Raw genomic sequence first — 6,913 nt, 5'->3', positions numbered from 1 at the left:
CGACGGGATCGCGCAGCTGATCCGCGGCTACAGCACCCTCGGCTGCGCCTGCGCGAACACGGACTGCCGATACCGCACAGCCCGGTTCCACGGCGAGCCGGACGCGGACGGCGCGATCACCCGGTTCATCACCCTCATCAACGTGGTCATCAACGAGCAGGACCTCACCGACGGCGCCGCAGATGCGAGTACGCAGGCCCCGGCGGCGACCACGGCGGCGACCACAGCACCCGGGCGTGGTGGCGGGCTCGCGTACCTGGAGGGACACGGCCCGATCAGCGTGGCGCTCGCGCGGGCACTGGCAGCCCGCGAGGACGCGGTCATCCGCCCGTTCGGCCGCCGGATCACCAACCACGACGATGGTGCTGCAGGCTCCTCGAGCCCGCCGGCGTGCGGCGCCCCGGACGGGGGCGATCACACGCCGACCGAGCCGCGCGGCGCGGTCGACGTCCAGTGGGCCTGGCGCGATATCGTCGCCCGCCTCGAAGGACATCACGACCCCGGCGACACGGGCTTCGATCCCGGACCCGACGGCCCCGGACCCGACGCACCCGACGGCGATCCACGGCCGGGCGGCACGCACCCACCCGAACCCTTACCCGCAGTCCCACCCGGTGCCCCACCCGCGCTCGTGCGGGCACGGGGAAGCTCCGGCTACCGGCCATCGGCGGACCTGCGCCGCTACCTGCGGCTGATCCACCCGCGGTGCGTGTTCCCCCACTGCAACCGGCCCGCGGCCCGCGCGCAGATCGACCACCGCCGCGAATACGACCACACCGCACCCGAACTCGGCGGACAGACCACCGCCGAGCAGATCCAACCGCTGTGCATCAGCCACCACCAACTCAAAACCGCAGGCCAGTGGATCGACGCCCGCCTACCCGACGGCCGGATCCTGTGGACCGCACCCGACGGACGGCGCTACATCGTCGACCCCACCGGCATCATGCTGCAACTCTTCCCCGACCTCACCCGCATCGAATGGGACATCCCCACCACAGCGTCACCGGAGACTGCCGACACTCGCACAGCGCAACCCGGCGGCCGCACCCGCCTGCAACGCGAACACGCCCGCCGCGAACGCCGCCGCCGCGACACCGTCACCGCGTTCCAGGCCGACAAGGACCGGAAAGCCCTGCCCAACAGCGAGGTCGAGATCGGCATCATGCGCATCATCGGCATGCCCCACCAACGACCAGCCCCGACATTCGACAGCCCACCGCCCTACTGAGAGCCGGCGCCCGTCCTGGCGTTTCCTCGCGCTGTCAGCGTCCGAGTGTCAGGAGACGATCACGCCTCGGGGGTCGGTGTGGCTGTCCCGGTCGGCGACGGCGCGACGGATGTCCCGTGCGCGGAAATCCAGTCCGTCGTGATCGCTCGTCAGCCAGACGAGGAAGACGGTGAAAGCGATCAATGCGAGCACGCTGAGCATCGTGACCTCCTAGGTTCGAAGAATCGCATGATAGTAATGAACCTCTAATCTATCATCGAGATTCCGGTCGATCCAGGTGACGCTGAGCACGTCAGCGGCGGAAGCGGAGCGTGACGATCTTGAAGGGGCGCAGGGACAGACGCACGTCACCGGCGGGCTCGGGATCGGCGACGGGTCGCTCCAGCAGGTCGGTGCGGACCACGGACTCGTACGGGAAGTCGGCGTGGATCGTCGCGTCCGCGCGGCTCCCGCGCGACTCGTACAGGCGCACGACCACATCGCCGCTGCCGTCCTCGGCGAGCTTGACGGACTCGACGATCACGGCGGGGTGATCGACGGTGAGGAGCGGAGCCACAGATCCGGCCGGACCGACGACGGTGCGGGGAGCGAGGTTCCGGCGGTAGCCCTCCTCGACGGCGTCGCCGATCGCCGCACCCGGGCGCACCGAGATCGCGAGCCGATGGAAGCCCTGATCGGTCTCCGGGTCGGGGTAGCGGGGAGCGCGCAGCAGGGACAGACGCACGACGGTTCCCCCGTCGACCGCGGTGATGTCGTGACCGTAGGTGGAGTCGTTGGCCACAGCGACGCCGTAGTCGGGCTCGCCGACGTGCACCCACCGGTGAGCGCAGATCTCGAACTTCGCGGCGTCCCAGGAGGTGTTGGCGTGGGTGGGCCGGAAGACATGGCCGAACTGGATCTCCGAGGCGCTGCGATCGGCGCGCACGTCGAACGGGAACGCCAGCTTGAGCAGCTTCTGCCGCTCGTGCCAATCGATCTCGGTGACGATGTCGAGCGCGGGGGAGTCGGCGCGCAGGCCGATCCGCTGGGTGACCGTCGACTCGCCGAACGCGCGCCGCACCACGACCTCGTCGCCGTCGATCGTCACGGATCGGGCGTCGTCGAGGTCCGTCACGTCGCGCCGGTAGAAGGAGTCGATGTCCCACGCCTCCCAGTGGTTCGGGATGTCGCGGTGCAGCTGGAGCAGGTTGCCGGGGCCGGCCATCGCCTCGCGGCCGGAGGCGGCGTCGACGAGCGAGACGAGCAGGCCGCCGGCGTCGACCAGCGCGGAGACCACGCCGTTGTCGAGGCGGTAGCCCGAGCCCTCCCGCACCGGCGGCGTGGCCGCCGCCGCGCTCACCGCGGCGGCACCCAACGCCGGTACGCCGCCGCGGGTGTGCGGCGCGGCGTTGAACACGAGTGTCTGCTCGGCGGCGTGCGCGACCCGCTGCGTCGGAGCGCCGGTGCCCGCCAGTGCTTGCAGTGCGGCCGCGATGATCCGCTCGAGCCGCTTCGCCACGGCGGCGTAGTTGCGCTCCGCGTCCTTGTGCACCCAGGCGATGGAGCTGCCGGGCAGGATGTCGTGGAACTGCTGCAGCAGCACCAGATGCCAGATCTCCTCGAGCTCCTCCAGGGGATAGGCGAATCCGGTCCGGACCGCGGCGGTGGCGGCCCAGAGTTCGGCCTCGCGCAGCAGGTGCTCGCTGCGCCGATTGCCCTGCTTCGTGTTCGCCTGCGAGGTGTACGTGCCGCGGTGGAACTCGAGGTACAGCTCGCCGGACCACCGGGCAGGTCGGTCCAGTTCCGCTGCGGCGGCGTCGAAGAACTCCACCGGCGTGCCGACCGACACCGTCGGCGAACCGTCGAGCGATGCGGTCCGCGCCGCGGCGGCGAGCATCTCCCGGGTCGGGCCGCCGCCACCGTCGCCCCAGCCGAACGGGACGAGGGAGCGCGTGCCCACGCCCTGCTCACGATAGTTCTTCTGCGCCCGAGCGAGATCCGCGCCGGAGAGGTCCGAGTTGTACTTGTCGACGGGCGGGAAGTGGGTGAACAGGGCGGTGCCGTCGATGCCCTCCCAGAGGAACGACGAGTGCGGCATTCGGTTGGTCTGGTTCCAGGACAGCTTCTGGGTGAGGAAGTACCGCGAGCCCGCCGCGGCCACGATCTGCGGCATCGCCGCCGAGTAGCCGAACGAGTCGGGAAGCCACGCCTCCGGGGTGTCGATCCCGAACTCGTGCAGGAAGAACCGCTTGCCGGCCACGAACTGCCGGGCCATGGCCTCGCCGCCCGGCATGTTCGTATCGGCCTCCACCCACATGCCGCCGACCGGGACGAACCGCCCCGCCGCCACGTGATCCTTGATGCGCGCGAACAGCTCCGGGTGCCGGTCCCGCACCCACGCGAACTGCTGCGCCGACGAGCACGCGAAGCGGAAGGACGGGTCGCGGTCCATGAGATCCACGACATTGGCGAAGGTCCGCGCGCACTTGCGCGCCGTCTCGCGGACGGGCCACAGCCACGCCGAATCGATGTGCGCGTGGCCGACCGCCGTGATCCGGTGCGCCGACGCGGAGGCCGGCGAGGCCAGCGCGGGGGCCAGGGCCGCGCGTCCCGCGGCGGCGGTGGCGGCGATGTCGTGCGGGTCCACCACGTCGAGCATCCGCTCGAGCGTGCGGAGCACCTCGTGCCGGCGGGGCAGGTCGAAGGGCAGCTCGTGCATCAGGCCGTTCAGCGTCCAGACGTCCTGCTGCAGCTCCCACACCGTCCGATCGCGCAGCGCGAGGTCGATCGTGCCCAGCCGGTACAGCGGACCGTCGCCCGCGGTGGCCCGGTCGCCGAGGTGCGTGGGGGAGACGAAGTCGCCGCCCAGGTCGGGGTTCGCGGCGCACTCGATGTACAGGTCCACGGGTTCGCCGGGCTCCAGCGGCACGTAGGCGTTGAACGGCGAGATCCCTTTGACGACGGTGCCGTCCGCCCGGTACACGAGGCCCTCGGCGTTGAACCCCGGGCCGCCGGTGAAGCCGAGCTCCACGCGGAGCTCCAGCGCACCGTCGTCCTCCGTCCAGTCCGACGGCGGCGCGCCGGTCACGTGCAACCACAGCGTGGACCAGGGCGCGCCCCACGGCGTGCCGGGGGAGATCGGCGTGAACGCCTGCGCCGCCGCCTCCGCGAACGGCACGGGTTCGCCCGGGGCGGCCCACCCCGTCACCGTGACCGGGGCGGCGTGCGAGTACACCGCCCCGTTCAGGAACTCCCGGGTGAATCTGTCGAGGCGCTCTTCGGTCAACCGCCGATCGTCGTGCATGACACTGAACCTACGGCCTCGCGCGCGTCAGGGGGTCGGATGCGCCGGGAGGAAGGCCGACGCGTCGTGCCCGGTGGAGTCCTCCGCGCGGATCACGTGCACCACCGCGTTGATCAGCGCCAGGTGGGTGAACGCCTGCGGGAAGTTCCCGAGGTGCTTGCCCGACTTCGGGTCGATCTCCTCCGCGTACAGCTTCAGCGGCGACGAGTACGCCAGGAGCCGTTCGCACAGGGCCCGGGCGCGGGCGACCTCGCCGATCTCGACGAGCGCCGACACCAGCCAGAACGAGCAGATCGTGAACGTGCCCTCCTCGCCGTGCAGCCCGTCGTCGGTCTCCTCGACCCGGTAGCGCAGGACGAGGCCGTCCTCGGTGAGCTCGTCGGCGATGGCGAGCACCGTGGCGCGGACGCGGGGATCGTCGGAGGGCAGGAACCGCAGCAGCGGGACCAGCAGCAACGATGCGTCGAGCGCCGGTGCGCCGTAGCGCTGCGTGAACACGCCCCGCTCGTCCACGCCGTGCTCGAGGATGTCGGCCTTGATCACCTCCGCCTGCTTCGACCACGCGCGGGCGTAGTCGTCCTCGCCGTGCATCAGCGCGAGCTTGGCGCCGCGGTCCAGCGCGACCCAGCACATCACCTTCGAACTCGTGAAGTGCTGCGGCTCCCCGCGCACCTCCCAGATGCCGCGGTCCGGCTCGCGCCAGTGCTTGAGCGCCTCCTCGACCTGCTCCTTGAGCACCGGCCACAGCGTCTCCGGGATGCGCTCGGAGGACTTGGTGTTCAGGTACACCGAGTCCAGCATGGTGCCCCAGATGTCGTGCTGACGCTGGTCGTAGGCACCGTTCCCGATCCGGACGGGCCGGGCACCGTCGTACCCGGACAGGTGACCGAGCTCCTCCTCGTGCAACGTGCGTTCCCCGCCGACGCCGTACATGACCTGCAGCGGATGCCGTTCGCCGTTGTTGGCGCCCGAGACATCGGCGATGAAGGAGAAGAAGTCCTCCGCCTCGCGGTCCAGGCCCAGCGTGTACAGGCCCCAGAGGGCGAAGGTCGAGTCGCGGACCCAGGCGTACCGGTAGTCCCAGTTGCGCACGCCGCCCGGGGTCTCGGGCAGGGAGGTCGTGGACGCGGCGAGCAATGCGCCGGTGGGCGAGTAGGTCAGGCCCTTGAGCGTGAGCGCCGACCGCTGCAGGTAGGTGCGCCACGGGTGGTCCGGGAACTGGCCGCGGTTGATCCACTGCCGCCACGACTCCGCCGTCGACCACATCTTCCGCGCGGCCTCGGCGTAGGTCTGCGGCACCGGATGCTTGCTCCAGGACAGGGCGACGAAGACCTCGTCGCCCTCCTTGAGGCGGGTGTGCGCGCGGGCCTCCCGGCCCTCCAGGCCGAGCCGCATGTTGGTGGTGAGCTTGAGCTCGGGGTGCGCGCCGAAATCGGTGCGGGCCCGCGCCACGGCCTCGCCGTAGCCGTCGCCGGAGTAGGTCCACTCGGCGCCGGCGCGGTTGTAGTCGAAGGCGGGCTCGCAGTTGAGCTGCAGTTCGACGGTGCCGGACACGCACCGGGCGGTGCGGAGCAGGATGTGCTCGGCGTCCCAGTCCGTCGGGGTCCGACGGTGCGTGCGGGACCGGGTCTGCGTGTCGTGCCACGGGCCCATCACGAGCGCGTCGCGCACGATCAGCCATCCCGTCGAGGTCTGCCAGGTGGTCTCGAGCATGAGGCTGCCCGGCAGGTAGCGCCGGTCGACGGGGACCCGCACGCCGTACGGCGCGAGGCGGAAGGACCCGGCGCCGCGGTCGAGGATGGCGCCGAAGACGCTGGGGGAGTCCGGGCGGGGGATGCACATCCACTCGACGCTGCCGTCGCGCGCGATCAGGCAGGTGTTCTCGCAGTCCGAGAGGAAGGCGTAGTCGTGGATCGGCGGGAAGACCGCGTCCCCGAGGGCCGGGGCTTCGGTGATGAGCGCCTCGGGGCCGGGGACCTCGTCGACGGCGGTGACGGGACCTGGGGCATCGGAGGTCGGGGTGTCGTTCTTCGATGGCATGCCGTCAATGATGAGGCACGGCGACCGGTTCGCGCAGGGCGGTCGCTACGCTGGGTACGTGCATGCGATCGCGCAGTGGTGGGATTCGGTGGAGCTGTGGCTCACGGGTCTACCCTTCGCGCTGCAGGTCAGCCTGGTGATGGTTGTACTCGCAGTGATCGCAATGTTGGTGGTGCGCGTGCTGAGTGCCCTCATCGACCTGGTCGCCAACGCGCTGGATGCCCGCCTCGTGCGCGCCTCCCACGCTGATGTCGCAGGTCACGAGGCCGGAGAAGGGACTGACGAGAGTGTCTGACGCAGGCCGCGGATGGCGGGCGCTGGTGCCCAAGTCGAAGGTGACGCTCGCGCTGATCGCGCTT

The 6,913-nt window shown here is 70.8% G+C and carries 5 protein-coding genes; 2 read left to right on the top strand and 3 right to left on the bottom strand.

Going from position 1 to position 6,913, the window contains the following annotated elements:
- A partial coding sequence (locus tag HF999_RS16085) for an HNH endonuclease signature motif containing protein (protein ID WP_168546856.1) occupies window positions 1-1,231 on the top strand: 1,231 nt, incomplete at its 5' end.
- A 48-nt stretch (window positions 1,232-1,279) separates the two neighbouring features.
- Here HF999_RS16085 and HF999_RS16080 read toward each other — a convergent pair.
- The 3 genes from HF999_RS16080 to HF999_RS16070 all read right to left on the bottom strand — a co-directional run bounded on the left by HF999_RS16080 (window position 1,280) and on the right by HF999_RS16070 (window position 6,554).
- A complete protein-coding gene (locus HF999_RS16080; RefSeq protein WP_168546855.1) occupies window positions 1,280-1,432 on the bottom strand; it encodes a hypothetical protein in 153 nt (50 codons plus the stop codon).
- A gap of 91 nt (window positions 1,433-1,523) precedes the next feature.
- Window positions 1,524-4,514, bottom strand: a complete 2,991-nt coding sequence (locus tag HF999_RS16075; RefSeq protein ID WP_168546854.1) for an alpha-mannosidase — start codon at window positions 4,512-4,514, stop codon at window positions 1,524-1,526.
- 27 nt (window positions 4,515-4,541) lie between these two features.
- Window positions 4,542-6,554: a glycoside hydrolase family 15 protein gene (locus HF999_RS16070; protein ID WP_376766496.1), complete on the bottom strand. Its 2,013-nt coding sequence runs from the start codon at window positions 6,552-6,554 to the stop codon at window positions 4,542-4,544.
- On the opposite strand from HF999_RS16070, the gene HF999_RS16065 reads away from it, so the two are divergent.
- Window positions 6,535-6,849, top strand: a complete 315-nt coding sequence (locus HF999_RS16065) for a hypothetical protein (RefSeq protein WP_168546800.1) — start codon at window positions 6,535-6,537, stop codon at window positions 6,847-6,849. The genes HF999_RS16070 and HF999_RS16065 overlap by 20 nt on opposite strands.
- Window positions 6,850-6,913 lie beyond the last annotated feature (64 nt).

It is taken from the genome of Tsukamurella spumae, assembly GCF_012396015.1.
Lineage (GTDB): Bacteria > Actinomycetota > Actinomycetes > Mycobacteriales > Mycobacteriaceae > Tsukamurella > Tsukamurella spumae.
Note: the sequence above shows the minus strand (reverse complement) of the source record. Positions and strands in the feature narration are given on the sequence as shown.